Annotated in this window: 25 protein-coding genes and 1 other RNA gene; 13 read left to right on the forward strand and 13 right to left on the reverse strand. The window is 70.5% G+C overall.

Going from position 1 to position 23,979, the window contains the following annotated elements:
• Window positions 1–76: 76 nt before the first annotated feature.
• Window positions 77–1,054, forward strand: a complete 978-nt coding sequence (locus C1707_RS08930; protein ID WP_101713965.1) for an NADPH:quinone oxidoreductase family protein — start codon at window positions 77–79, stop codon at window positions 1,052–1,054.
• A 208-nt stretch (window positions 1,055–1,262) separates the two neighbouring features.
• On the opposite strand, the gene recR is transcribed toward C1707_RS08930, so the two are convergent.
• From recR to ffs, 4 genes are all read right to left on the reverse strand, one after another.
• Entirely contained in the window at window positions 1,263–1,865 is a 603-nt protein-coding gene (gene recR, locus C1707_RS08935; protein WP_101713966.1) for a recombination mediator RecR, read from the reverse strand.
• Window positions 1,866–1,997: 132 nt separating this feature from the next.
• On the reverse strand, window positions 1,998–2,327 hold the full coding sequence (locus C1707_RS08940) for a YbaB/EbfC family nucleoid-associated protein (protein ID WP_101713967.1): 330 nt from the start codon (window positions 2,325–2,327) through the stop codon (window positions 1,998–2,000).
• 149 nt (window positions 2,328–2,476) lie between these two features.
• Complete coding sequence (locus C1707_RS08945) at window positions 2,477–4,333, reverse strand: DNA polymerase III subunit gamma/tau (protein WP_123170738.1); 1,857 nt, start codon at window positions 4,331–4,333, stop codon at window positions 2,477–2,479.
• Window positions 4,334–4,416: 83 nt separating this feature from the next.
• An RNA gene (gene ffs / locus C1707_RS08950) (signal recognition particle sRNA small type) lies at window positions 4,417–4,515 on the reverse strand.
• 147 nt (window positions 4,516–4,662) lie between these two features.
• Here ffs and nudC point away from each other — a divergent pair.
• The gene (gene nudC, locus C1707_RS08955) at window positions 4,663–5,607 is read left to right on the forward strand and encodes an NAD(+) diphosphatase (RefSeq protein ID WP_101713737.1); all 945 of its coding nucleotides are present in this window, start codon (window positions 4,663–4,665) and stop codon (window positions 5,605–5,607) included.
• A 70-nt stretch (window positions 5,608–5,677) separates the two neighbouring features.
• Here nudC and C1707_RS08960 read toward each other — a convergent pair whose 3' ends face one another.
• From C1707_RS08960 to thrB, 4 genes are all read right to left on the reverse strand, one after another.
• On the reverse strand, window positions 5,678–6,019 hold the full coding sequence (locus C1707_RS08960) for an endonuclease domain-containing protein (protein ID WP_101713738.1): 342 nt from the start codon (window positions 6,017–6,019) through the stop codon (window positions 5,678–5,680).
• A 141-nt stretch (window positions 6,020–6,160) separates the two neighbouring features.
• Entirely contained in the window at window positions 6,161–6,577 is a 417-nt protein-coding gene (locus C1707_RS08965; protein WP_101713739.1) for an MAPEG family protein, read from the reverse strand.
• A gap of 90 nt (window positions 6,578–6,667) precedes the next feature.
• Window positions 6,668–7,114 (reverse strand): ribonuclease HI, encoded by a 447-nt coding sequence (rnhA, locus tag C1707_RS08970; protein ID WP_058348612.1) that lies wholly within the window; start codon window positions 7,112–7,114, stop codon window positions 6,668–6,670.
• The gene (gene thrB / locus C1707_RS08975) at window positions 7,111–8,073 is read right to left on the reverse strand and encodes a homoserine kinase (RefSeq protein WP_101713740.1); all 963 of its coding nucleotides are present in this window, start codon (window positions 8,071–8,073) and stop codon (window positions 7,111–7,113) included. The genes rnhA and thrB overlap by 4 nt, the downstream gene beginning before the upstream one ends.
• A 93-nt stretch (window positions 8,074–8,166) precedes the next feature.
• Here thrB and C1707_RS08980 point away from each other — a divergent pair, with 93 nt between their 5' ends.
• Window positions 8,167–8,388 (forward strand): AbrB/MazE/SpoVT family DNA-binding domain-containing protein, encoded by a 222-nt coding sequence (locus C1707_RS08980; RefSeq protein ID WP_101713741.1) that lies wholly within the window; start codon window positions 8,167–8,169, stop codon window positions 8,386–8,388.
• On the forward strand, window positions 8,388–8,780 hold the full coding sequence (locus C1707_RS08985; RefSeq protein ID WP_101713742.1) for a type II toxin-antitoxin system death-on-curing family toxin: 393 nt from the start codon (window positions 8,388–8,390) through the stop codon (window positions 8,778–8,780). The genes C1707_RS08980 and C1707_RS08985 overlap by 1 nt, the downstream gene beginning before the upstream one ends.
• On the opposite strand, the gene ispH is transcribed toward C1707_RS08985, so the two are convergent.
• On the reverse strand, window positions 8,781–9,755 hold the full coding sequence (ispH, locus tag C1707_RS08990; RefSeq protein WP_101713743.1) for a 4-hydroxy-3-methylbut-2-enyl diphosphate reductase: 975 nt from the start codon (window positions 9,753–9,755) through the stop codon (window positions 8,781–8,783).
• A 174-nt stretch (window positions 9,756–9,929) separates the two neighbouring features.
• Between ispH and C1707_RS26475 the strand changes: the two genes are divergently transcribed.
• Both C1707_RS26475 and C1707_RS09000 read left to right on the forward strand, forming a co-directional pair.
• Entirely contained in the window at window positions 9,930–10,631 is a 702-nt protein-coding gene (locus C1707_RS26475; RefSeq protein ID WP_101713744.1) for a Tat pathway signal sequence domain protein, read from the forward strand.
• Window positions 10,628–12,469 (forward strand): arginine--tRNA ligase, encoded by a 1,842-nt coding sequence (locus C1707_RS09000; RefSeq protein ID WP_101713745.1) that lies wholly within the window; start codon window positions 10,628–10,630, stop codon window positions 12,467–12,469. Before C1707_RS26475 ends, C1707_RS09000 begins: the two co-directional genes overlap by 4 nt.
• Window positions 12,470–12,629: 160 nt before the next feature.
• Here C1707_RS09000 and C1707_RS09005 read toward each other — a convergent pair whose 3' ends face one another.
• Window positions 12,630–14,030, reverse strand: coding sequence for a glycoside hydrolase family 28 protein (locus tag C1707_RS09005; RefSeq protein ID WP_101713746.1), 1,401 nt, complete (start codon window positions 14,028–14,030; stop codon window positions 12,630–12,632).
• Between the two features lie 227 nt (window positions 14,031–14,257).
• The gene (mutY, locus tag C1707_RS09010; RefSeq protein WP_101713747.1) at window positions 14,258–15,310 is read right to left on the reverse strand and encodes an A/G-specific adenine glycosylase; all 1,053 of its coding nucleotides are present in this window, start codon (window positions 15,308–15,310) and stop codon (window positions 14,258–14,260) included.
• Between the two features lie 63 nt (window positions 15,311–15,373).
• On the opposite strand from mutY, the gene C1707_RS09015 reads away from it, so the two are divergent.
• The 4 genes from C1707_RS09015 (at window position 15,374) to smc (ending at window position 20,727) form a co-directional block, all read left to right on the forward strand.
• The gene (locus C1707_RS09015; RefSeq protein ID WP_101713748.1) at window positions 15,374–15,919 is read left to right on the forward strand and encodes a DUF721 domain-containing protein; all 546 of its coding nucleotides are present in this window, start codon (window positions 15,374–15,376) and stop codon (window positions 15,917–15,919) included.
• A 108-nt stretch (window positions 15,920–16,027) separates the two neighbouring features.
• Window positions 16,028–16,651, forward strand: coding sequence for a DsbA family protein (locus C1707_RS09020; RefSeq protein WP_101713749.1), 624 nt, complete (start codon window positions 16,028–16,030; stop codon window positions 16,649–16,651).
• A gap of 2 nt (window positions 16,652–16,653) precedes the next feature.
• Window positions 16,654–17,265, forward strand: a complete 612-nt coding sequence (locus C1707_RS09025; protein WP_101713750.1) for a thioredoxin domain-containing protein — start codon at window positions 16,654–16,656, stop codon at window positions 17,263–17,265.
• A 15-nt stretch (window positions 17,266–17,280) separates the two neighbouring features.
• On the forward strand, window positions 17,281–20,727 hold the full coding sequence (gene smc, locus C1707_RS09030; RefSeq protein WP_101713751.1) for a chromosome segregation protein SMC: 3,447 nt from the start codon (window positions 17,281–17,283) through the stop codon (window positions 20,725–20,727).
• 191 nt (window positions 20,728–20,918) lie between these two features.
• Here the strand turns inward: smc and C1707_RS09035 are convergent, their stop codons facing one another.
• Together C1707_RS09035 and C1707_RS09040 are read right to left on the reverse strand one after the other, a co-directional pair.
• Window positions 20,919–21,716, reverse strand: a complete 798-nt coding sequence (locus tag C1707_RS09035) for a TSUP family transporter (RefSeq protein ID WP_101713752.1) — start codon at window positions 21,714–21,716, stop codon at window positions 20,919–20,921.
• Between the two features lie 108 nt (window positions 21,717–21,824).
• Window positions 21,825–22,208 (reverse strand): DUF6481 family protein, encoded by a 384-nt coding sequence (locus C1707_RS09040; protein WP_101713753.1) that lies wholly within the window; start codon window positions 22,206–22,208, stop codon window positions 21,825–21,827.
• Between the two features lie 314 nt (window positions 22,209–22,522).
• On the opposite strand from C1707_RS09040, the gene C1707_RS09045 reads away from it, so the two are divergent.
• Genes C1707_RS09045 through C1707_RS09055 form a run of 3 tightly spaced genes read left to right on the forward strand, consistent with a single transcriptional unit; the run spans window position 22,523 to window position 23,934 of the window.
• Complete coding sequence (locus C1707_RS09045) at window positions 22,523–22,894, forward strand: AtpZ/AtpI family protein (protein WP_101713754.1); 372 nt, start codon at window positions 22,523–22,525, stop codon at window positions 22,892–22,894.
• 5 nt (window positions 22,895–22,899) lie between these two features.
• Window positions 22,900–23,661, forward strand: a complete 762-nt coding sequence (locus C1707_RS09050; RefSeq protein ID WP_101713755.1) for a F0F1 ATP synthase subunit A — start codon at window positions 22,900–22,902, stop codon at window positions 23,659–23,661.
• A gap of 48 nt (window positions 23,662–23,709) precedes the next feature.
• A complete protein-coding gene (locus tag C1707_RS09055; RefSeq protein WP_101713756.1) occupies window positions 23,710–23,934 on the forward strand; it encodes a F0F1 ATP synthase subunit C in 225 nt (74 codons plus the stop codon).
• Window positions 23,935–23,979: the final 45 nt, after the last annotated feature.

A 23,979-nucleotide genomic window follows, 5' to 3' on the forward strand; every position in this document is an offset into this window, starting at 1 on the left:
GTCGGGTGTGGGGAGCGGCTGAAACGCCGTGGTCACCCCCATCCCCGGCCCTTCCCCCATCAAGGGGGAAGGGGGCATGAAAGCGCTGGTGGTGGAGGCCTTGGCTCCCGACTTCGCCGGCTGCGCGGTGCGGGAGGCGCCTACCCCCACGCCTGCCCCCGGCGAGGCCCTGGTGCGGATCAGGGCCGCCAGCGTCAACTTTCCCGACCTGCTGATGACCCGCGGCGAGTACCAGCTGAAGCCGCCCCTGCCGTTCACGCCGGGCCTCGACTTCGCCGGCGAGGTGGCGGCCCTGGGCGAAGGCGTCGGGGGCCTGGAGATCGGCGCGGCGGTGGTCGGCGGGGCGCGCACCGGGGCGTTCGCCGAGTACATCGCGGTTCCGGCCGGATCGCTGAGGCCCAAGCCCGCGCGGCTGTCGTGGGGCGAGGCGGCGTCCTATGGCGCGGCTTACCTCACGGCGCGGGTGGCGCTGGTCCGGCGGGCGAACCTGCAGGCCGGAGAGTGGGTTCTGGTGCACGGCGCGGCTGGCGGCGTGGGGCTGGCGGCGGTGGACCTGGCCAAGGCCATGGGCGCCAGGGTGATCGCCGCCTCGGCCTCGGACGACAAGCTGGCGGAGGTCTCGCGACTCTACGCGCCCGATGCGGTGCTCGACGTCACCGGCGGTTTCCGAGATACGGTGAAGGCGATCACCGGCGGGCGCGGCGTCGACGTGGTCTACGATCCGGTGGGCGGCGACGTCTTCGACGAGAGCCTGCGGTGCCTGGCCTTCGACGGCCGGCTGCTGGTGATCGGCTTCACCTCGGGGCGGATCCCAACGGTCTCGGCCAATATTCCGCTGATCAAGGGGATCTCGGTCATGGGCGTCCGCGCCGGCGAGTACGGCCGCCAGTTTCCCGAACGTGGGGCCGAGGACCAGGCGGCGGTGTGGGCCATGGCCGACGCGGGGACGATCCGCCCTCACGTGCACGCCGAGCTGCCGCTGGACCGCTGGCGCGAGGCCTTCGACCTCTTGGCGTCGCGGCGGGTGGTGGGCAAGGCGGTGATCACGCCGTGACCTCTCCCTCCCTCCGAAAACCTCTCCCATAGGGAGAGGGAGGGGCCCATGCGCAGCATGGGAGGGTGAGGGGTTACAGCCTTTCCGGATAGGGCTGGGTCAAAGGGGATGGGACCGCCGACGGTTTAGCCCCTCACCCTCCCACGCCTTCGGCGCGGGCCCCTCCCTCTCCCCATGGGAGAGGTTGAAGAAGAGGGAGAAGGTGAAATCAGGCCGGCCGCCGGGCCCTCAGCGCCTGGGCGATGGTGCCGTCGTCGAGCCAGTCGAGGTCGCCGCCGACGGGGACGCCGCGGGCCAGCATGGTCACCGGCACGTTGGTCCGGGCCAGCCGGTCGGCGAGATAGTGGGCGGTCGTCTGGCCGTCGACCGTGGCCGGCAGGGCCAGGATCACCTCGGCGACCTCGCCGCTAGACACGCGGGCCAGCAGCTCGCCCACCCGCAGGGTCTCGGGGCCCACGCCGTCCAGCGCCGACAGCAGGCCGCCCAGCACGTGGTAGCGGCCCTTGAACGAGCCGCCGCGCTCCATGGCCCACACCGAGCCGACCTCCTCGACCACGCACAGCAGGCGCCCGTCGCGGGTCGCGTCGCTGCACACGGCGCAGGGGTCGGTGGTGTCGAGCGAGCCGCACGTCGAGCAGGTCTTCACCTTGGCCTGGGCGTCGGCCATGGCCGACGCCAGCGGGGCCAGCAACGTGTCGCGCTTCTTCAGCAAGGCCAGGGCCGCCCGCCGGCCCGAGCGCGGTCCAAGGCCCGGCAGCTTCGACAGCAGGGCGATCAGGCGCTCGATCTCGGGTCCGGCGGAGGCGGCCATGGTCTCTCTTGCAGAAGGCGGTGTGCGTGGTCCTCGCCCTTCGACGGGCTCAGGGTGAGGACCAATTTCACGCCGCGTCAGTAGAAAACCTCATCCTGAGCTTGTCGAAGGGCGAGGTTTTCGTTCCCCAACTCAGAACTTCATCCCGGGCATGCCGCCCATCAGGCCCGCCATCGGGCCGGCGGCTTCCTGCATCATCTGGGCCTGCTTGGCTTCCAGCTTCTTCTTGGCGTCGGCGTGGGCGGCGACGATCAGGTCGGCGATGACCTCGCCCTCGCCCGGCTCGATCAGGCTTTCGTCGAGGACGACCTTCTTCAGATCGCCGCCGCCGGTCAGGGTGACGGTGACCATGCCGCCGCCGGCGGTGCCTTCGATCAGCACTTCGGCCAGGCGGGACTGGGCGTCGGCCAGTTTCTGCTGCATGGCCTGGGCCTGCTTCATCAGGCCGCTGAGGTCTTTCATCTCGTATCTCCTCTTCGACTTCCCTCCCCCTTGACGGGGGAGGGGCAGGGGTGGGGGTGACTACGGCGGTTGAAGCCGCGCATGGCGGCCGGCTCGGCGATCACCCCCATCCCCGGCCCTTCCCCCCATCAAGGGGAAGGGAGAATGTCTCAGTCCTCGGCCTCGTCCGGCTCGATCGGCGCGGGCTCGGGCGCCAGGACCTTGCGGATCTCGACGATCTCCGTGCCCGGGAAGGCCGACAGCACCGAGGCGACGAACGGGTCGGACTTGATGGCCGCCAGGGCCTCGCGCTCCTCGCGCTTCTGGCGCTCCATCAGGCTTTCGGCCCCGCCGCCGCCCTCGGCGGCGATCAGCCAGGGCTGGCCGGTCCATTCCTTCAGCGCGCGGACCAGGCGGCCCGCCAGGTTGCCGGGGGCGCCGGGAGCGGCTTCGAAGGTGATGGCGCCGGGGCGGAAGCTGATCGGGCGGACGAACTGCTCGACGTCGAGCCGCAGACCGATGTCGCGCTTCTCGGCGATCAGCTTCAGCACGTCGTCGAACGAAGCCAGCACGGGCGCGGCCGGCGCGGCGCCGACGGCGGCCATGGCGCGGGGCGCGGCCGAGACGGCCCCGCCCGGGGCGGCGCCTCCGCCCACGGCGACGCCGCCGCCGGGACCGCCAGGGGTTCCGCCGTCGCGCAGCGTCTTCAGCGCCTCTTCCGGACCCGGCAGGTCGGCGGCGTAGCACAGGCGGATGATCGCCATCTCGGCGGCGGCCATGGCGTCGGGCGCGCGGCGCACCTCGTCATGGGCCTTCAGCAGCATCTGCCACAGGCGGGCCATGGTCCCGGCGCTGGTCTGGGCGCCGACCGAGGTCAGGCGCGCGGCCTGCTCCTTGGGCATCGACAGGGCGTCGGGGCCCAGCGCCTTGGCCACCGACGAGGCGTGGCAGTGGTCGAGCAGGTCGAGCATCACCACCACCGGGTCGGCGCCGAAACCCCACAGCTGGCGGAAGGTGGTCAGGGCCTCGCCCGGCTTGCCGCTCATCACCTGTTCGAAGAGAGCGATGGTCTGGCTGCGGTCGGCCAGGCCCAGCATGTCGCGCACGACGGCGGCGGTGACGGTCTGGCCGCGCTCGGTCTGGACGATGGCCTGGTCCAGCAGCGACAGGCCGTCACGGGCCGAGCCCTCGGCCGCGCGGGCGATCAGGGCCAGGGCGTCGGGATCGATCTTCGCGCCTTCGCGCTGCGAGATGCGGTCGAAGTGCTTGGCCAGCACGTCCGGTTCGATCCGGCGCAGGTCGAAGCGCTGGGTGCGCGACAGGATCGTCACCGGCACCTTGCGGATCTCGGTGGTGGCGAAGATGAACTTGGCGTGCGGCGGCGGCTCTTCCAGCGTCTTCAGCAGCGCGTTGAACGCCGCCGTCGACAGCATGTGCACTTCGTCGATGATGTAGACCTTGTAGCGCGCCTCGACGGGGGCGTAGCGCACCCCGTCCAGCAGCTCGCGCATCTCGTCGACCTTGGTGCGCGATGCGGCGTCGAGCTCCAGCACGTCCATGTGCCGGCCCTCGATGATGGCCCGGCAGTGGCGGCCTTCGGTGCTGAGGTCGACCGACGGGCCGTGGACCGTGTCGCTCTCGTAGTTCAGCGCGCGCGCCAGCAGGCGGGCGGTGGTGGTCTTGCCGACCCCGCGCACCCCGGTGAGCATGAAGGCGTGGGCGATGCGGCCGGTCTGGAACGCATTGGCCAGGGTGCGGACCATGGCCTCCTGGCCGATCAGGTCCTCGAAGGTGCGCGGGCGGTACTTGCGGGCCAGCACGGTGTAGGCCGCGCCGGCCTCTTCCGGTTCGGGCTCGGGCAGGGGCCTGGCGGCGACCGGGGCAGGGGGCGGGGCGGGCCCCTCGCCGAAGATGTCGGCCGTGTTCTCGTCGCGCTCGGGCGCTTCTTCCCCCTCGGGCCCTTGGGAGGCGAAGGCGGGCTCGTCCCAGGGGGGAGCGGAATCGGGCGTGAGGTCGTGGTCGGCCATGGGCGCAGTCTAGAGCGTCGGCGGTCGCGGCAAAAGGCTCGCGGACGCTTGCCTGCGCGGATGCTGACGGATTTTAGGGGGATAGGTGGAGACCGGCGGGCGACCCGAGGGTGATCTCGTTGTGGCTGCTGCCTTCCGGCCCTGACCAGGTTGGCGAGGCCATCGTCCGTCGCCGATCTCCGAGGGCGTATATCGCGACTCATCGATCGATATGCAAGCGCCAAGCGCTCCGTCTGATGACGACTCTTCGCCGCGCGTCCGTCGCTGGGCGGGCGCCGGGCCCCAAAACCCCTTACACTTTCGGCGGCCAGCCTCTACAGAATCGACCCATGCCGCTTTCCGAGATCGTCAACATCTTCGCGGGCAACCCGCTCGACCGCGCCAGCGAGCGCCGAGGCGACGCCAGCTGGATCGCCGAGAAGCTGGAGGACGCCCAGTCCCTGGCCGTGGCCGTGTGGAACGGCAAGGTGCTGGTCGAGGACGCGCCTGCGGCGGATGAAGAGCCGACCGGCGTCCAGATCGCCTATCTTCGCGCCGACATGGCCAAGGAGCTGGCCGGCACAGACGAGCGCCTGCTGTTCATGGGCCTGTGGAAGGACATCGCCGTCTTCGCCGTCGACCTGGAAGGCGCCGCCGATCCGTCCGAGGGCGCGCTGTCGGGCCTGGGCCGGTTCGAGGACCTGCGCGGCGCGGCCGCGACCCTGCCCGCGCCCGACGCCGGCATACTGGCCACCGCCAAGTCGATGTTCGAATGGCGGCGCAAGCACCCGTTCTGCGCCAACTGCGGCAACAAGAGCGACGTCGCCGACGGCGGCTGGAAGCGCATCTGCCCGTCCTGCCACGCCGAGCACTTCCCGCGCACCGATCCGGTGGCGATCATGCTGGCCGTCCACGACGGCAAGTGCCTGCTGGGCCGCCAGGCGGCCTGGCCCGCCGGCATGTTCTCGGCCCTGGCCGGCTTCGTCGAGCCGGGCGAGACCATCGAGGAGGCCTGCGCCCGCGAGCTGAAGGAAGAGGCCGGCCTGGTCGCCACCAAGGTGCGCTACCATTCCAGCCAGCCCTGGCCGTTCCCGGCCTCACTGATGATGGGCATGATCGCCGAGGTCGACAGCGACCAGGCCGCGCCCGACCAGACCGAGCTCGAGGCCGTGCGCTGGTTCGACAAGGACGAGGCGAAAGCCCTGATCCGCGGCGAGATCGAAGACGCCTTCGCCCCGCCGACGCTGGCCATCGCGCACCAGCTGATCAAGACGTGGTGCGAGAGCGAGGGATGAGGGGGCGCCTTCCTGACCCTCTCTCTTCGAGAGAGGGAGGGGCCCACGCGAAGCGTGGGAGGGTGAGAGGTTAGAGCCTAGCCGAACGAAGCACGGCCACAATCTCGTCCGTCACTCCGCCGGGATCGGCGAGAACCCGGTCGTTGGGAAACCTCAGGACCATGTATCCGAACAGTTCCAGGATCTGCGTGCGCCGCGCGTCGTGATCTTCGCGCCCTTCATGGGTCGCGCCGTCCAGCTCGACGATCAGTTTGCCCGCCTCGCAGACGAAATCGGCGATGTAGCGCTCGATCGGATGTTGCCGCAGGAACCTGAACCCGCCCAGCCGCCGGTTGCGAACGAGCTTCCAAAGTGATTTCTCCGCCAAGGTCTGGTTTCTGCGCAGTCGTCGGGCGTTGGTGATGGCGTCCATGGCCGCGAGTTCGCTCGGGCCTGAACGATCGCGCAACCGAAGGAATCGAGGTTTTCCCGCCAGCGGTGAAACCTCTCACCCTCCCACCGCTTCGCGGCGGGCCCCTCCCTCTCTCTTCGAGAGAGGGTTTGTGCACGCTCCTCACCCGACCAACCGCGCCCACTCCCGCACGACCATCGCCGCCAGCACCAGCGTCGACAGGCAGAACACCACGAACCGCGCCATCACGATGTTGACGCCGGCCTGGACGATGCTGTGCGCGACCCGCAGGGCGACATAGGCCCAGGCCAAAGCAACGGCCGTCGCATCCCCATGCCCCGCCGCGAAGATCGCCAGGGCCGCCGCGTAGAAGATCGTCGGCTGCTCCATCAGGTGGTTGTAGTTGTGGGCCGCCTGGCGGGCGGCGTCGGGCAGCGCGTCCAGCGCGCCGGGAAAGCGGGCGTCCTGCGGCTTGATCCCGGCCTTGGTCATCGCCGGCAGCCGCTGGGCGTACATCCACGCCCACATCACCAGTGTCCAGCTCACCAGCGCCAGCACCGGCGCGATCATCGTGTTCATGGTTCTTGCCTCCCCAGGTCGTGTTTCGGGGAGGCTAGCGGCTAAGCCGCATCGGGCGAAAGCCTGCCGCTTGGTCAGCGGGGCGCGGGGTCAGCGCTTCTTCAGCGTCTCTTCCATGCCCCGGCGGGCCAGTTCGTCGGCGCGCTCGTTGTGCTCGTGGCCGGCGTGGCCCTTGACCCAGCGCCAGTCGACCTCGTGGCGCAGGCGGGCGGCGTCCAGGCGCTGCCACAGGTCGACGTTCTTGACCGGGCTCTTGTCGGCGGTCTTCCAGCCCTTGGCCTTCCAGCCGTGGATCCACTGGGTGACGCCCTTCATCACGTACTGGCTGTCGGTGTGCAGCTCGGCCTTGGTCGGGCGGTTCAGCGCCTCCAGGGCCATGATCGCGCCCATCAGCTCCATGCGGTTGTTGGTCGTCGCCAGCTCGCCGCCGCAGATTTCCTTGCGCTTATCGCCGTACATCAGCACCGCGCCCCAGCCGCCCGGGCCGGGATTACCGCGGCAGGCGCCGTCGGTGTAGATGATCAGCTTCGGGGTCATCGGGCGGCGCCGAACAGCGACAGGCCTTCGCGGTGGACGGCCAGCTTGCGCTCGTACTCCAGCGGGTCCTTCGGGCGCACCAGGGCGCCGGCGGGCGTGGCGTTCCAGTCGGCCAGGCGGGTTAGGAAGAAGCGCATGGCCGCGCCCCGGGCCAGCATCGGCAGGGCGTCGCGCTCGGCCGGGCTCAGGGGGCGGCGGCGCTCGTAGCCGGCGATCAGCCCTTGCGCGGCGGTGACGTTGAAGCTGCCGTCGGCCTCGAAGCACCAGGCGTTCAGGGTCACGGCCACGTCGTAGGCGTAGGCGTCGTCGCAGGCGAAGTAGAAGTCGATGGTCGCCGCGAACTTGCCGTCCGTCCGGAAGAAGACGTTGTCGGGGAAGTAGTCGGCGTGGATCGTGCCGCTGGGCAGGCTTCGGGGCCAGGCCAGGGCCATCTCGGCCAGGTCCTTGTCGATCGTCGCGGCCAGGCCCGGCTTCAGGTCCTCGGCGGCCTGGCGGTGCCTGGAGAACAGCGGGGCCCAGTGCGGCTGGCCCAGGTCGTTGGCGCGGCGGCCGGCATAGCCCTCGCCGGCCAGGTGCAGCCAGGCCAGGCCCTCGCCGGCCTCGCGGCAGTGGGCGGGGGTGGGCTTGCGCACCGACAGGCCCGGCATGAACTCGACGATGGCGGCCGGCTTGCCGCGCAGGGTCTTCAGCGTCCTGCCCGCCTTGTCGGCGACCGGCCGCGCCGACGGATAGCCGCGATCGGCCAGCCAGCCCAGCAGGTTCAGGAAGTAGGGCAGGTCCTCGGGCCGCGCGCGGCGCTCGTAGACCGTCAGGATGTAGCGGCCCGTCTCCGTCTCCAGCAGGAAGTTGGAGTTCTCCACGCCCTCGGCGATGCCCTTGAACGCCAGCGGGGCGCCCAGGTCGTACTCGGCCAGGAAGGCTTCGAGCTCTTGGTCGGTGATGTCGGTGTAGACGGCCATGGGCGCGGGATGCGGCGCCGCGCGCTGGCGGTCAAGCGGCTCCTGTCGGCGGCGGGAGCGGCGTGCTATGGTTTTTGCTGCAAGGAGCGCTCCATGATCGAACTCAGGATCGAGCAACAAGGCGAAGCGGTTAAGGTCGAACTGACCGAGGAGTTGCTCGCCCTGCTCGGCGCCAAGGCTGGCGACACACTGGTTATCGATGGCGAAGCCGGCGGCCCGTTCACGGTGGCGGCGCGTTCGACGGACGAGCGTTTCGAGCGTGGCCGGGCCTTCCTCGATCGTTACCGTTCGACGTTCGAGGCGTTGGCCAAGTAGTGAGCGAGCCCGTCTGGATCGACGAAGCGCTGCTTGTCCGTTGGCACGATTTGGTGTTGGCCGAAACCGGAGGCGCAAAAGGCGTACGGGATTCTGGGCTGCTGAACTCAGCCCTGGCGCGCCCGACAAATCGCTATGCGTATGAAGGCCTTTCGGATCTGGTCGAACTCGCCGCCACCTATGCCTTGGCGATCGCCTCCAACCATCCTTTCGTCGATGGGAACAAGCGCGCGGCGTTCATGGCGCTGGGCATGTTCCTCGAGGACAACGGTCTTTGGTTGGCGGCGGAGCCCGACGATGCGACGAAGGTGATGTTCTCGGTGGCCGCTGGCGAGATCGGCATCGCCGAGCTTACCGACTGGCTCCGGCCGCGCGTCGTCGACGCGCCCTGATCAAGCCGTCGTCAGCAGCCTCGGCAGCTTGAAGGTCACCGTCTCACGCGCTTCGACCAGTTCCTCGATCTCGATGTCGAAATGGTCGCTGATGGCGTCGATGACGCCCTGCACCAGGTCTTCCGGGGCCGAGGCGCCGGCGGTGAGGCCGATGGTCGCCACGCCCTCGAACCAGCTCCAGTCCAGGCCCGAGGCGTCGTCGATCAGGTAGGCGGCCTTGGCGCCGGCCTTCAGGCCCACTTCCTTCAGGCGCACCGAGTTGGACGAGTTGCGCGAGCCGACCACCAGGATCAGGTCCGACGCCTCGGCCAGCATCTTCACCGCGTCCTGGCGGTTGGTGGTGGCGTAGCAGATGTCTTCCTTGTGCGGCGCGGCGATGCCCGGGAAGCGCTCCTTGAGCATGGCCACGATGTCGGCGGTGTCGTCGACCGACAGGGTGGTCTGGGTCAGGAAGGCCACGTTCGAGGCGTCGCGCGGCTGCCAGGTCCGGGCGTCGTCGATGTCCTCGATCAGGGCCACGGTGCCCTCGGGCAGCTGGCCCATGGTGCCCACCACCTCGGGGTGGCCGGCGTGGCCGATCAGCACGATCTCGCGGCCGTTGTCGAAGTGCTTCTGGGCCTCGACGTGGACCTTGGAGACCAGCGGGCAGGTGGCGTCGAGATAGATCATCTGCCGCGACTTGGCCTCGGCCGGCACCGATTTGGGCACGCCGTGGGCCGAGAACACCACCGGACGGTCGTCAGGGGCCTCGTCCAGCTCCTCGATGAAGATCGCGCCCAGGGCTTTGAGCCGGTCGACCACATGGCGGTTGTGGACGATCTCGTGGCGCACGTAGACCGGCGCGCCGAACTTCTCGATGGCCCGCTCGACGATCTGGATGGCCCGGTCTACCCCGGCGCAGAAGCCGCGCGGGCTGGCCAGGAACAGGCGGAGCTTGGGACGGACCGGGGGATGGATCGGCGCGGGCGTGGTCATGGCGCGGAACCTAAGCGCTCGGCGGGCCGTGCGCCAGACGTCAACACATGGCGTTTTGACGACCAAGCTGCAACGTGCGCCCGTTGCGAGGTCACGCATATGCCTTTATCAGGCTGCATTGACGCCGGTTGGGGCCTTTCCCTTTCTGGCAATCCTTCTCGAACCGGACGTTTCATGCGCCGCACGCTTTCCGTCGCCTTCAGCGCCCTGATGGCCCTGTCGATCGCCGTCACCGCCACCAGCGCCTACGCCCAGGGCGGCCGCGGTGGCCAGGGCGGCGGCCAGGAAGACGACGGCGGCGCCAAGAAGAAGAAGCGCGACGAGGAGTGGAACCAGCCCAAGGCCCCGCTGGCCCAGCTGCGCAACGCCGGCCCGTGCCCCTTCGTCAAGGTGCTGTACGACGCCAGCCGCTACGTCGAGTTCAAGGGCGGCAAGGAAAGCGCCGCCTCGACCGGCTACACCGGCGAGATCCAGGGCGTGTCCTCGGGCTGCGCCTACAAGAGCGACGATCCGATCAAGATGCAGGTCGAGGTGCTGTTCTCGCTGGGCCGCGGTCCGGAAGCCACCGACAGCCGCAAGACCTATCGCTACTGGGTGGCGGTGACCGAGCGCAACAAGTCGGTGCTGGCCAAGGAATATTTCGACCTGCCGATCACTTTCCCGGCCAATGGCGACCGCGTCTACGCCACCGAGAAGCTGCAGACCATCACCATCCCGCGCGCCGAAGCCACGACGAGCGGCAGCAATTTCGAAGTCCTGATCGGCTTCGACGTCACCCCGGAAATGGCCGCCTTCAACCGCGACGGCAAGCGCTTCCGCGTCAACGCCGGCCAGGCCGCCCAAGCCCAGCAAGCAGGGACTCCTCCTAAGCAATGAACGATTTGAAGCGGTCCTTGAGCGAGGCGGCCGCGGCCGCTTTCCAGGCCGCCGGACTGTCTCCCGACTTCGGGCGCGTCACGGCGTCCGACCGGCCCGACCTGGCCGACTTCCAGTGCAACGGCGCCCTCGCCGCGGCCAAGAGCGCCAAGCGTAACCCCCGCGAGATCGCCGTCCAGGTGGTCGAGCAGCTGAAGGCCGACCCTCGCCTGGCCTCGGTCGAGATCGCCGGCGTCGGCTTCATCAACATGCGCGTCAGCCCCGCGGCCCTGGCCGCCCGCGCCGACGAGATCGCCGCCGACGAGCGCGCCGGCGCCAGCCTGCTGGAGCAGCCGCGCCGCGTGCTGGTCGACTACGCTGGCCCGAACGTGGCCAAGCCGATGCACGTGGGCCACCTGCGCGCCTCGATCATCGGCGAGTCGATCAAGCGCCTGTACCGCTTCCGCGGCGACCAGGTCGTGGGCGACGCCCACTTCGGCGACTGGGGCTTCCAGATGGGCCTGCTCATCACCGCGGTGATGGACGAGGACGCCTTCATCGCCGCCCTGATGGACAAGCTGCCGGACGCCCCGCGCGACTTCTCCGACGCCGACGCCGCCAAGGTGCGCGCCGAGTTCGCCGGCCGGGTGACCCTGGCCGACCTCGACCGCCTGTACCCGGCCGCCGCCGCGCGCGCCAAGGAAGACGCCGAGTATCGCGACCGCGCCCGCAAGGCGACCGCCGACCTGCAGAACGGCCGCTTCGGCTACCGGCTGCTGTGGAAGCACTTCGTCGACGTCAGCCGCGTGGCGCTGGAGCGCGAGTTCCACGCCCTGGGCGTGGACTTCGACCTCTGGAAGGGCGAGAGCGACGCCGACCCGCTGATCGCGCCGATGGTGCGCCAATTGGAGGACAAGGGCCTGCTGGTCGAGGACCAGGGCGCCCGCATCGTCCGCGTGGCCCGGCCCGGCGAGACCAAGAAGAAGAAGCTGCCCGACGGCTCGGTGATCGAGGTCGAAAGCCCCGATCCGCTGCTGGTGGTGTCGTCGGAAGGCTCGGCCATGTACGGCACGACCGACCTGGCCACGATCCTGGATCGCCGCCAGTCGTTCGACCCGCACCTGATCCTCTATTGCGTGGACCAGCGCCAGGCCGACCACTTCGAGCAGGTGTTCCGCGCCGCCTATCTGGCCGGCTACGCCCAGCCGGGCGGCCTGGAGCACATCGGCTTCGGCACCATGAACGGCGCCGACGGCAAGCCGTTCAAGACCCGCGCCGGCGGGGTGCTCAAGCTGCACGACCTGATCGAGATGGCCCGCGAGAAGGCCCGCGAGCGCCTGCGCGAAGCCGGCCTGGGCGCGGAGCTGTCGCCGGAAGCCTTCGAGGAAACCGCGCACAAGGTCGGCGTCGCCGCCCTGAAGTTCGCCGACCTGCAGAACTTCCGCGGCACCTCGTACGTCTTCGACCTCGACCGCTTCACCAGCTTCGAGGGCAAGACCGGCCCGTACCTGCTGTACCAGACCGTCCGTATCAAGAGCATCCTGCGCAAGGCGGCCGACCAGGGCGCCCAAGGCGGGGCCGTGATCGTCGCCGAACCGGCCGAGCGGGACCTGACCCTGCTGCTGGACGCCTTCGAGGGCGCGCTTGGCGAAGCCTATGACAAGAAGGCCCCCAACTTCGTGGCCGAGCACGCCTACAAGCTGGCCCAGGGCTTCTCGAAGTTCTACGCCGCCTGCCCGATCCTGGGCGCCGACGACCCGGCCGTGCGCGCCTCGCGCCTGACCCTGGCCCAGACGGCGCTCAAGCAGCTGGAGCTGGCGCTGGATCTGTTGGGCGTGGAAGCGCCCGAACGGATGTAGGGATTGAGGGGAGGGCGGCCTGTACGGCCGCCTTCTTCTCCCTTCCCCCCTTCGATGGGGGAAGGGTCGGGGATGGGGGTGACAGCGGTTCAAGATTTGGCGCGAGCCTGACCGCCGCGATCACCCCCACCCCTGCCCCTCCCCCATCAAGGGGGAGGGATCAATCTATCGAAAACCCCACCACATTCTCCGTCTTCACCGCCTCGGCGACCTTGCCGACGGCCACCTTCCGCAGGCGCACGTCGCGCACCGGCAGGTCCTTCTCCCCCCTGATGCCGCACACCGAGCCGGCCTGCGCCACCCGCACGTCGGAGACGCGCAGGCCCTCGATCGCCGTCAGCCGCCGCTCGTAGGTCGGGACCAGGGTGCGCCACTGGTAGAGGACGTCGGTGTCGACCGCGAGCACGCTGCCGGCGATCTTCGTGGCGCTGACATTGGTCATGTGGATATTGCGCACGAAGCCGCCGCGCCGCTCGTTGGTCTTGACGAACAGCAGGTTGGCGATCGGCACGGCCCAGCCGTCCTCGCCCTTCCCGTCGCCGGTGAAGTGGCAGTTGTCGACGAAGACGTTCTCGATCCCGGCCGACAGCTCGCTGCCTACCGCCATCAGCTGGTGGCCGTTCCTGATCTTGCAGTCGCGCATGACGACGTTGCGGGTGGGAACGCCCAGCCGCCAGGCGTCCTGGTCGCGGCCGGCCTTCACCGACACCGCGTCGTCGCCCTGGTCGAAGACGCAGTCCTCGATCAGCACGTTCTGGCTCATCTCCGGATCGACGCCGTCGTTGTTGTGGCCGTGGGCGCGGATCTTCACCCGGCGGATGACGACGTCGGTGCACAGGAACGGGTGGATCACCCAGAACGGGCTGTCCTCGATACTGACGTCCTCGACCAGCACTTGGCGGCAGCGGTTGAACTGGATGAACTGCGGGCGCAGATTGGCCTCGCCCGTCGTCATCCGGCGCTGGTCCACCGGCTCGCCCCGGGCGGCCTGGTGATAGAGCGCCACCAGGGCGTCCATGTGCGGCTTGGGCCGCTTGTACCACTCGCGCCAGACGTCCAGCCTGGCCTTCAGCTTGCCGGGACCGGTGATCGCCACGTTCTCGCAGTCGAAGGCGTAGACCAGCGGCGAGTAGTTCCAGCACTCCAGCCCCTCCCACGTGGTCTGGACGGGCGGCAGGTAGTCGGCGGGCTTTTCCGAGAACAGCAGGACGGCGCCCCTGGCCAGGTGCAGGGCGACGTTGCTCTTCAGATGCACCTTGCCGGTGGGCCAGGTTCCTTCCGGGATCACCACCACGCCCGCGCCGGCGGCGCTGGCGGCGGTGATCGCCGCGGCGATGGCGGCGCTCGTTTTGTCCTGGTCGCCCTGATCGGCGCCGAAGTCGGTGATCGGGAACCGCCGGGCGCCCGAGAAGTCCGGCACGCCGATCGAGGGCATGTCGAACGGCGCGGTCGGGCGCGTCAGCTTGCGGGGGAAGGGCCTGGCCAGCGCCAGTCCGGGGATCAGCGGGGCCAGGAGGCCGGCGCCCAGCGCGGCGCGCCGGGTGGTCTGAACGATGGCCATGCCGCGTCTCCCGATGCCGGGCGTTACGCGCCCGTGTCGGGGCGTATTGCTCGCATGATGGGATGCGAAGTCAATATTCGGGATTTTATCCCTCTCCCTGAAGGGGGAGGTGTCGCCGAAGGCGACGGAGGGGGACGTGACTTGTGAGATGGCAGGTCCCCGGCGTCAGCGGATACTTCCCCCTCCGGCCCTCCGGGCCACCTCCCCCTTCGGGGGGAGGGTCTTGGCTAAACCAGCCGTTCCAGCCCCGCCCGGGCCGCCTTCAGGAACACGCTGGGCAAGGCCGACAGCCCCTCGTGCGGGGTCCAGACGAAGTCGCCGGCGACGTCGGCCTCGGTGACCATCACCCGCAGGGTCAGCGAGAAGTGGGTGAAGACGTGCTCGACCGCGCCGAGGTCGCGCCAGGGGGCCAGGATCGGCGCGGCGCGGGCGGCTTCATCATCCGTCCACGGACGATCTCGCCAGTCCGAGGTCGGCAGGCCCAGCATGCCGCCCAGCAGACCCTTGTCGGGACGTCGCACCAGGGCCGTCTCGCCCCGGCGGCTGACGACGTAGGCCACGCCGTGGCGGCGCGGCCGGTCGGCCTTCTTCGTGCGGCGCGGATACGTCTCCGGCGCGCCCTTGGCCCGGGCCTCGCAGAACGTCTCCACCGGGCAGCGGTCGCACAGCGGGGCCTTGGGCTTGCAGACCGTGGCCCCCAGGTCCATCAGCGCCTGGGCCCAGTCGCCCGGCCGCTGGTCGGTGACCAGGCCCGCGGCCAGGCGCTTGAGCTCGGGCTTGGCGTCGGGCAGCGGCGTCTCCACCGCGAACAGCCGCGCCATCACCCGCTCGACATTGCCGTCGACGACGTTGGCCGCCCGGTCGAAGGCGATGGCCGCCACGGCCGCCGCGGTGTAGGCGCCCACGCCCGGCAGCGCCAGCAGGCCGTCCTCGGTGTCGGGGAACTCGCCGCCGTGCTGGCTGGCCACGGCCCGGGCGCAGGCCAGAAGGTTGCGGGCCCGGGCGTAGTAGCCCAGCCCCGCCCAGGCGGCCATCAGCTCGCCGTCCTGCTCGGCCGCCAGGGCCTCGACCGTCGGCCAGCGCTGGGTGAAGGCGAGGAAATAGGGCGTGGCGTGCGGCACGGTGGTCTGCTGCAGCATCACCTCCGACAGCCACACCCGGTAGGGGTCGCTGCGCAGGCCCATGGCGCCGGCGGCGGGGCCGGTTCGCCACGGCAGCACCCGCGCCTCGCGGTCGTACCAGGAAAGCAATGCGGAGCGGATCGCGGCGACGTCGGTCATTGTCCGCCTCCTATCGCAAATCCGCGCGCGCGAGGGGAGGGGGGCGTGCTAGCATTATCGCCGATGTACCGCCGCTCGCTGCCCACCGCCGACGAGGCCCTGAAGATCCTGTCGCAACGCCGCACGCGACCGCCGATGCGCGTGCCGCCGCCGGCCGGCAAGAGCCTGGCCAAGTTCATCCGCGAGCTCGACAAGAAGCACGGCCAGGGGCCCGGCGCGCTGCAGGCGCGCTGGAAGGAGATCGTCGGCGAGACCCTGGCCCGCCGCACCGAGCCTGTCCGCATCATCAAGAGCCGCACCGGCGAGGGCGGCACGCTGGAACTGCGCGTCGACGGCCCCGTCGCCTCGCTGATCCAGCACCAGGCCCCGCAGATCACCCAGCGCCTCGACCTCCTGCTGGGCAAGGGCGCGGTGACCCGGCTGCGGATCGTCCAGGGACCGGTGCGCGTGGCCGCCGCCGCCTCGGCCCCGCCGCGTCCGCGCCGCCGGCCGCCGCTCGACGCGGCCCAGGAGCGCGACCTGGCCGCCAGCCTCTCGGACCAGCCCGATGGCCCCCTGAAGGAGGCGCTTCTGAAGCTGGGGCGCGGCGTGCTGCGCAACGAGCGTTGACAACTTTCACGCGTTGCCGCTGATGCGCGAGAGCCTCATCCGCGCCATTTTCACGCGGATAAAGAATCGCGCTTAACTTCACTGTTCACGTTCGAGGAAGACCCGACCATGCGCTCGCCCCTTCGCCGGATCCTGCTGGCCGCAACCCTCGTCGCCAGCGTCGCCGGCCTGTCCGCCTGCAACAAGTCGGGCGGGGCCGTCACGGCCGACGACATGAGCCTGGGCAACCCCAACGCCAAGGTCACCGTCATCGAGTACGCCTCGGCCTCCTGCGTCCACTGCGCCAAGTGGAACGAGGAAGTCTTCCCGGCCTTCAAGAGCAAGTACATCGACACCGGCAAGGTGAACTACGTCTACCGCGAGTTCCTGACCGCCCCGCCGCAGGTGGCCGCCGCCTCGTTCCTGCTGGCCCGCTGCGCCGGCAAGGACAAGTACTTCTCGGTCCTGGATTCGGTGTACCGCTCGCAGGAAGAGATGTTCACCACCGGCGACTATCGCGGCGTGCTGCTGCGCATCGCCCAGTCGTCGGGCCTGAACGAGCAGCAGTTCGACGCCTGCGTCAGCGACGAGAAGGCCCTCAAGGCCCTCAACGACCGCATCGAGCGCTACTCCAAGGAAACCGACATCAAGGGCACCCCGACCTTCGTCATCAACGGCAAGAAGCTGAACGACGAAGGCGGCGAGGCCCCGCTGGCCCAGCTGGACGCCGCCATCGCCGCGGCGAGCAAGTAGGCATGACCCTGGACCGGCGCGCGCTGATCGTTTCGGGCATGGCGGCCGCCGCCATGCCGACGCTGGCGCGCGCCGCGCCCTTGCCGCCCCAGCCGGGCGACCACGTGCAGGGCTTAGCCAATGCCAAGGTGCAGATCGTCGAATATGCCTCGATGAGCTGCGGCCACTGCGCCCACACGGCGCTGGAGGTGATGCCGGCGATCAAGAAGCGCTACATCGACACGGGCAAGGCCCGCCTGGTGTTCCGCGAGTTCCTGACCCCGCCCTACGACCTGGCCGGCGCCGGCTTCCTGCTGGCCAACCGCGTGCCGCCGGCCCGCTATTTCGAGGCCGTCGACGCGATCTTCGCCGCCCAGAAGGGCATGTACCAGACGGGCGACTACTGGGGCGGCCTGCTGGGCGTGGCCAAGCGCTTCGGCCTGACCGAGGCCCAGCTGGAAGCGACCCTGAACGACAAGGCCGCCCTGGCGGCGCTGAACGCCCGCGTCGAGGCCTCGGCCAAGCGCGACAAGATCGACGGCACCCCCACCTTCTTCGTCAACGGCTTCCAGCTGGTCGGCGAGGTCACGGTGGAAGATCTGTCCCACGCCATCGACAAGGCCCTGAAGGGCTAGCGGGCGGGCGCGGCCGTGCAGTTCCAGCGTCTGCGCCTCTCCGGCTTCAAGTCCTTCGTCGAGCCGACGGAGTTCCGGATCGAGCCTGGCCTGACGGGCATCGTCGGGCCCAACGGCTGCGGCAAGTCCAACCTGCTGGAAGCCCTGCGCTGGGTGATGGGCGCCAACTCCGCCAAGGCCATGCGGGCCGGCGGCATGGACGACGTGATCTTCGCCGGCAGCGGCAACCGCCCGCCCCGCAACCACGCCGACGTCACCCTGACCATCGACAACGCCGACCGCACCGCGCCGGCCCAGTTCAACGACGACCCGGTGCTGGAGGTGGTGCGCCGCATCGACCGGGGCGCGGGCTCGACCTACCGCATCAACGGCCGCGAGGTCCGCGCCCGTGACGTCCAGCTGCTGTTCGCCGACGCCTCGACCGGGGCCAACTCGCCGGCCCTGGTGCGCCAGGGCCAGATCAGCGAGCTGATCGGCGCCAAGCCGCAGAACCGCCGCCGCATTCTGGAAGAGGCCGCGGGCGTCTCGGGCCTGCACACCCGCCGTCACGAGGCCGAACTGCGCCTGCGCGCCGCCGAGAGCAATCTCGCCCGCCTGGAGGACGTGGCCCGCGAGCTGGAGACGGCGCTGAACCGCCTCAAGCGCGAGGCCCGCCAGGCCGAGAAGTACCGGCGCCTGTCGGCCGAGATCCGCGCCGTGCAGGGGGCGGTGCTGTTCGCCCGCTGGACCGAGGCCCGCGACACGCTCGAGCGCACCCAGTCCGAGGCCACCCAGTCGGCCCGCGACGTCGAGGAGACCGCCCGCGCCTCGGCTGCCGGCCAGGGCGCCATCGTCACCGCCGAGGCCGCCATGCCGCCCCTGCGCGAGGAGGCGGCCATCGCCCAGGCGGTGCTGGGCCAGCTGGCCATCCAGAAGGATCGCGCCGAGCGCGACGCCCAGGCCGCCGCCGCCGAGTTCCAGCGCCTGTCGGCGGATCTCGCCCGCATCGACGACGACCGCGCCCGCGAGCAGCAGGCCGCCGACGACGCCGGCCGTTCCCTGGCCCGCATCGAGCCGGAGCTGGCCGAGGTGCGCGGCCTGATCGCCGCCGCGCCCGAGCGCGGTCCCGAGCTGGAGGCCGCCGCCAAGGCCGCCGAGGCCGCCCGCGCCGAGGCCGACGGCGCCGTCGAGCGCCTGGCCGCTCAAGCGGCGGCCGAAGAGGCCCGCGCCCGCGCCGCCGCCCAGCGCCTGGCCGAGGCCGAAAGCCGTCTGGCCCGCACCGTCCGCGCCCTGGACCAGGCCAAGGCCGAGCGCGCCGCCGTCGGCCCGGCCGTCGATCCCGCCGCCGCCGAGGCCCGCCAGCGCTTTTCCAACGCCGAAGCGCAGCTGGCCGCCGCCCGCGCGGCCCTGGAGGCCGCCGAGGCCGAGCGCACGACCGCCGCGCAAGCCGAGGGCGCGGCCCGCGACCTGGCCCGCAAGGCCGAGGACCAGTTGGGCCGGCTGCGCACCGAGGCGAGGGGCCTGGCCCAGTTGACCGCGCCGCGCGCCAAGAGCGGCTTCTCGCCGGCCCTCGACGCGGTGACCCCCGACAAGGGCTATGGCGCGGCCCTCGCCGCCGCCCTGGGCGACGACCTGGAAGCCGCGCTCGACGCGCGCGCGCCCTCGCACTGGGCCGGGGCGCAGGCGCCCAGCGCGACCTGGCCCGAAGGCGTCCGGCCGCTGGCCCCGCTGGTCAAGGCGCCGCCGGAACTGGCCGCGCGCCTGGCCATGGTGGGCCTGGTCGAGCGCGCCGACGGCGAGCGCCTGGCCAAGGGCCTGCCGGCCGGCGCGCGCCTGGTCTCCAAGGAGGGGGATCTGTGGCGCTGGGACGGCTTCGTCGCCAAGGCCGACGCCCCCAAGCCGGCCGCCGTCCGCCTGGAGCAGCGCACCCGCCTGGCCGAGGTCGAGGCCGAGATCGACGCGGTCGCGCCCCAGGCCGAGACCGCCACCGCTGCTCTGAAGGCCGCCGCCGACCGCCTGCGCGCCGCCGAGGACGCCCTGCGCGACAGGCGCCGGGGTCCGCCCGACGCCGAACGGCTGATGGGCCAGGCCCGCGAGACCGTGGCCCGCTACGAGCGCGAGGCCGCCCAGCGCGAGGCCCGCGCCCAGTCGCTGGACGACACCATCGCCCGCTTCGAGGCCGAGCGCGCCGAGGCCGACGAGGCCCTGGCGACCGTCCGGGCCGAGCACGAGGCGGCCGGCGCCGTCGGCGACTTCGCCCCGCAGCTGGCCGCCGCCCGTCAGGCCGCCGCCGCCGCCCGCGAGGCCGCTTCGGCGGCGCGATCGGCGCTGGACCTGGAGAACCGCGAGCGGGCCGGCCGCCAGCGCCGGCTGGAGAGCCTGGAGCGCGATCTGGGCGACTGGACCCGCCGCCGCGACGCCGCCGCCAAGCGCGCCGAGGCCCTGGAAGCCGAGCGCGCCAAGGCCGCCGCCGCCCTGGAGGCCGCCCGCGCCGCTCCGGCCGAGCTGGAAGAGAAGCTGCTCGTCCTGGTCGACCAGTTCGACGCCGCCGAGCAGCGCCGGGCCAGGGCCAGCGACGCCCTGGAGGCGGCCGAGACGGCCCGCATCACCGCCGACCGCACCGCTCGCGCCGCCGACCAGGCAGCCGGCGAGGCCCGCGAGCGCCGGGCCGCCCTGGTCGCCCGCCTGGACGCCGCCCGCGAGCGCTTCGCCGAGATCGCCAGCAACATCCGCGAGAGCGCCCGCATGGAGCCCGAGGCCCTGGGCCGGCACCTGGCCGGCGAGGCCGTGGCCGTGCCGAAGGACGCCGCCGGCGTCGAGGCTCACCTGTTCGCCCTGGAACGCGAGCGCGACGCCATCGGCCCGGTGAACCTGCGCGCGGAGGAAGAGGCCCAGGAATATGCCGGCCGCCTGGAGACCATGCGCATCGAGCGGGCCGACCTGTCGGGCGCCGTGGCCAAGCTGCGCGACGGCATCGAGGAGCTGAACGCCGAGGGGCGCGAGCGCCTGCTGGCCGCCTTCGACGTCATCAACGCCCACTTCCAGACCCTCTTCCAGGCCCTGTTCGGCGGCGGTCAGGCCGAGCTTCGGCTGATCGAGAGCGACGACCCGCTGGAGGCCGGTCTCGAGATCTTCGCCTGCCCGCCCGGCAAGCGCCTGGCCAGCATGAGCCTGATGAGCGGCGGCGAGCAGGCCCTGACCGCCAGCGCCCTGATCTTCGGCGTGTTCCTGGCCAACCCGGCCCCGATCTGCGTGCTGGACGAAGTGGACGCGCCGCTCGACGATGCCAATGTCGACCGCTACTGCAACATGCTCGACGAGATGCGCCGCCGCACCCTGACGCGCTTCATCGCCATCACCCACAACCCGGTGACCATGAGCCGGATGGACCGCCTGTTCGGCGTGACCATGTCCGAGCGCGGGGTCAGCCAGCTGGTCAGCGTCGACCTGTCGACCGCCGAGGAACTGGTGGCGGCGCAGTAAGGCCCCTCAGTCGGCTTCGCCAAGGGGGAGCATCTTGAAGAGCGCCTGCGCCAGTAGATCCTCCCCCTCTGGGGGAGGTGGCTCGGAGGGCCGGAGGGGGGGCGTTTTCAGCTTGCGGGGCGTTGGCCGGCTATCGCGCCACGCCCCTCTCCGTCGGCTTCGCCGACACCTCTCCCACAGGGAGAGGGTCTTCAGCCGCCGAACAGCCCCGCCGCCATCTGCCGCAGCGGATTGGCCGGGTCCGACAGCAGCTTCACGGCCATGGCGCAGGAGATCACCACCAGCAGGGGGCGGATCAGTTTCGCGCCGAACCGCACGGCCAGGCGCGAGCCCAGCTGGGCTCCCAGGAAGGCGCCGACGGCCATGGCCAGGCCCACGGGCAGCAGGATCGCGCCCTTGACGGCGAACAGCGCCAGGGCGCCGACATTGCTGGCGGCGTTGGCCAGCTTGGTGTGGGCGGTGGCCTTGAGCACGCCGTAGCCCAGCAGGGTGACGATCGCCACCATGTAGAAGGCGCCGGCCCCCGGGCCGAACACGCCGTCGTAGAAGCCGATCAGCGGCGCGACGAAGCCGGCGAAGATCGGCAGGGCCAGGCGCGGGGCGGCGTCCTCGGTCTTCAGGGCCTTGGACAGGCCGAAATAGACGGCGATGACGATCAGCAGGATCGGCACCAGCGTCGCCAGCACGCGCGGCGACAGCAGGCTGGCGCACAGCGCGCCGACCAGGCCGGCGAGGCCCGCCGCCAGCGCGATGGGCCAGGCGATCTTCCAGTCGATCAGGCCGCGCTTGGCGAAGGCCCTCGTGGCCGAGACCGAGCCGAAGCTGCTCTGCAGCTTGTTGGTGCCCAGCGCCGTGGCCGGGTCCAGGCCCGCCAGCAGCAGGGCCGGCACGGTGATCAGTCCGCCGCCGCCGGCGATGGCGTCGAAGGCGCCGGCGATCAGCGCCACCAGGAACAGCAGGCCGAGGATCTCGAAGCTCAGATGTTCCATACGGGCGTACCCCACAAACGACGAAAGCCGCCCGGATGCCGGGCGGCGACAGAAGGCGGCGAGGGGGAGGGGAGAAGGCCGCGGGCGGCGCTCCTCCCACTATCCCGATCAGCCGATCAGGTTGCCCCACTGGTGGGCGCGCGAGGCCTTGCTGGAGCGGCCGAGCGACTTCAGTTCTTCGCGGGCGGCGGCTTTTTCTTCCTTGCGGACGCGCTGTTCGGCGACTTCGGCGGCCTTGCGTTCCTTGCGTTCGGCGCGCTTGACGGCCGCGATCGCTTCCTGGCGGGCCAGGGCTTCGAGGCGGGCGGCTTCCTTGGCTTCGGCGCGGGCGGCGCGGACGGCTTCCAGCTCGGCGGCGCGTTGCTCTTCGCGCTTGTCGAAATCAGGATCCTGAACGGCGGCCTTCGGCTTGAACTTGGCCAGCATCGCCTTCTTGGCGTCTTGCTGGGCGGTGATGCGATCGGCGAATCCGGTGTTCTTCAGATAGGACATGAAGCTTCGTGCTGTTGGAGAGGCGCGTCTCTAAACCCCAAAACGACCGAAAAAGCAATTGCGCAGGCCCCGCTCGTCCACGGACGGAATGTCGCGCGCGAGCGACCGGCGAGGGATGGAGGCGCCTGGGAGACCCGGATTCCGCGGTTCCGCTGACCTTGGGGAAATTCCCTCGCGAAAACAGCGCCTTGCGTAGTTTCTCCACAATCTTGACGCACCGCAGCGCGCCCTATAGGTTCCGCCGCGATCAAGCCGGCCGAAAAAGCGCCTTCTTCAGGCGCGTCTGCGGGCGCTTTCGGACCTGACCGCTTCCCATGCCCAAGGCCGACGAACCGAACGACAAGGCTTTTCAGAGCCTCGACGCTCGGCTCGACGCTTTCGAGGCGCGGAAGGCGGCGGAAAAGCCCGTCAAGGCGGCGGGCGAGAAGGCATCCCAGGACGGCTATCGCCTCCTGGCGGATTTGATCGGGGGCGTTCTGGTGGGGCTCGGTTTCGGCTGGCTGCTCGACCATTATGCCGGCACGGGGCCTTGGGGGATGGTCGGCGGTCTGCTGATCGGCACGGGTCTCGCGATATTCTCCGTCGTCCGCAAGGCGACGAAACTGAGCGCGCAGGCGTCCAAGGCTCCGGCCAAGGATGTAGACAACGGGGACGGGCCAACCGCCCCCAAGCAGAAGAGAGACTAGGGCCGATGGCCGATCCGATGCACCAGTTCCAGATCCAGAAGATCGTGGAACTGCCGACCGTGACCGTACCGGGCCTGGGCGCTATCGACCTGTCGATCACCAACTCGGTGTTCGCCATGCTGCTGGCCGCGACCCTGATCGTCGTGTTCTACGCCGCCGCCGCCCGCAAGGCCGTGGTGCCGGGTCGGCTGCAGACCGTGGGCGAGATGCTCTACGGACTGGTCGACGGACTGGCCGAGTCGATCATCGGCCACGACGGCAAGAAGTTCCTGCCCTTCGTCTTCACCCTGTTCGCGTTCGTGCTGTTCATGAACATCCAGGGCATGTTCCTGGTGTTCACCGCCACCTCGCAGCTGGCCGTGACCCTGACGCTGGGCCTGATGGTCATCCTGACCGTGGTCGGCGTCGGCTTCGCCAAGAACGGCCTGAAGTTCTTCAAGCTGTTCGCGCCGTCGGGCGTGCCGTGGCCGCTGTACTTCCTGCTGGTGCCGATCGAGATCCTCTCGTTCCTGATCCGTCCGATCACCCTGGGCCTTCGTCTGTTCGGCAACATGCTGGGCGGCCACGTGGTGCTGAAGATCTTCGCCGGCTTCGTCGTCGCCCTGGGCGGCCTCGGCGTCCTGGGCTGGGCCGGCGCGGCCCTGGCCCTCTCCTCCGTCGTCGCCCTGACGGCCCTCGAGTTCATGGTGGCCTTCCTTCAGGCCTTCGTGTTCGCGGTGCTCACCTGCGTCTATCTCAACGACGTCGTGCACCTCGACAGCCACTGATCACCCTTTTCTCTTCAACCTATCTCTGAATTCTCAAGGAGCCTCACAATGGAAGCGGAAGCCGCTAAGTACATCGGCGCTGGCCTGGCCATGCTCGGCATGATCGGCGCGGGCGTCGGCCTGGGCGTCATGTTCGGCAACTATTTCCAAGGCGCGCTGCGCAACCCGACCGCGGCCGCTCAAGAGCGTCCGATGCTGTTCCTGGGCATGGCGCTGACGGAAGCCCTGGGCATCTTCGCCCTGGTCATCGCCTTCCTGATCCTCTTCTCGTAATCCCCAGAGCGCGGCGGGGCCGGCCTTCGGGCCGCCTTGGCCGCG

The organism is Caulobacter flavus, from assembly GCF_003722335.1.
In the GTDB taxonomy this organism is placed as follows: domain Bacteria; phylum Pseudomonadota; class Alphaproteobacteria; order Caulobacterales; family Caulobacteraceae; genus Caulobacter; species Caulobacter flavus.